The 1,244-nt window shown below is 40.0% G+C and carries 2 protein-coding genes; one reads left to right on the top strand and one right to left on the bottom strand.

From position 1 onward, the window contains the following. Positions 1-754 (top strand): sulfurtransferase (locus tag AC1DRF_RS28460; RefSeq protein ID WP_477742368.1); only part of this gene is annotated, 754 nt, incomplete at its 5' end. Positions 755-829: 75 nt separating this feature from the next. Here AC1DRF_RS28460 and AC1DRF_RS28455 read toward each other — a convergent pair. Continuing rightward, positions 830-1,244, bottom strand: a 415-nt coding sequence (locus AC1DRF_RS28455) for a FusB/FusC family EF-G-binding protein (RefSeq protein WP_477742367.1), incomplete at its 5' end; no start/stop codon positions are given.

Here is a 1,244-nt window from a genome sequence, read left to right as displayed (position 1 = left end):
TGGAAATTCTGAGGCAGGCGCAAATGCTTATCAAAATGAGCACCTCCCGCATGCTCATTACTTGGATTTAGAAAAAGATTTGTCTTCTGCAGCTGCTTCTCACGGAGGCAGACACCCGCTGCCTGACGTTCAAAAGCTAGCTCAAAAGCTTGGCAGCTTAGGAATTAATGCTGATTCAAAAGTCGTCGTTTATGATGAACAAAACGGAATGATGGCTTCAAGAGCATGGTGGCTACTGCGATATATAGGAATTGAAGACGTAAAAATTTTAAATGGAGGTTTTAATAACTGGAAGCAATCGGGATATGAAACAACAAAGAACGTACCAGAAGCTTCTCCTCAAACGTTTGTACCTTTCGTTCAACAAGATTGGGGACTTGCAGGAGTTGAATAYGTAAAAGAGAATCTTCATAACCCTAATGTTGTTCTTATCGACTCTCGTGAAAAAAGGAGATATCTCGGCTTAGAAGAACCCATTGATTTTGTAGCAGGACATATCCCAGGCGCCATTCATTCTTTCTGGCAAGATGTGTTAACTTCAGAAGGTTTATGGAAAACAGATAAAGAGTGGAAGGAAATGTTTTCAGCTATTGATTCTCACGCTGAAATCATTGTATACTRCGGATCGGGTGTATCTGCTTGTCCGAACGTTTTAGCTTTAAAATCAGCAGGTTTTCCAAATATAAAATTATATGCCGGCAGCTGGAGCGATTGGATTAGCTATCGTGACAATCCAATCGAGAAAAGCAGATAGACAAAGAAGGCTCAGTCTCACCAAAAGTATAGAGGCTGAACCTTCTCTTTTTGTATTCTTCTTATTAGCCGCATGTTATTTACTGAGCCTTAACATAAAATCATGAAGCCGCTCTAAGGTAAGCAGATTTTGATTACAGGCTTCGCTATCTTGACAAATATAATTTCCTCGTTGTGTAAATGTCCCTTGAACAGTTCCTTTGATTTCAGCAGTGAACATACCGACTTCCTCGTAGCTGTGGCAAAGCGTGCATATTCCTTTCTGATTGATAGGTTTAAATGTTCCTTGAATACCTTTTAACTTCTGGGTATACGGCTCCTGCGCTACGATAAACTTTCTGTTTGAGCCTTTATCGATCCAGCTAACATAGGAAATGCTCGTTAGATCCATGCTATCAGCAGAAGGGACTTTTAACTTTTTCACTTTTGGAAACAGCTTTTTCACGCCAGCTTCTGTAAAAGATTTAAATGGAATCACGTAAGGCTTTATC

It is taken from the genome of Priestia sp. P5_B4 (genome assembly GCF_056400385.1).
This window is presented reverse-complemented; position numbering and strand designations above follow the sequence as displayed.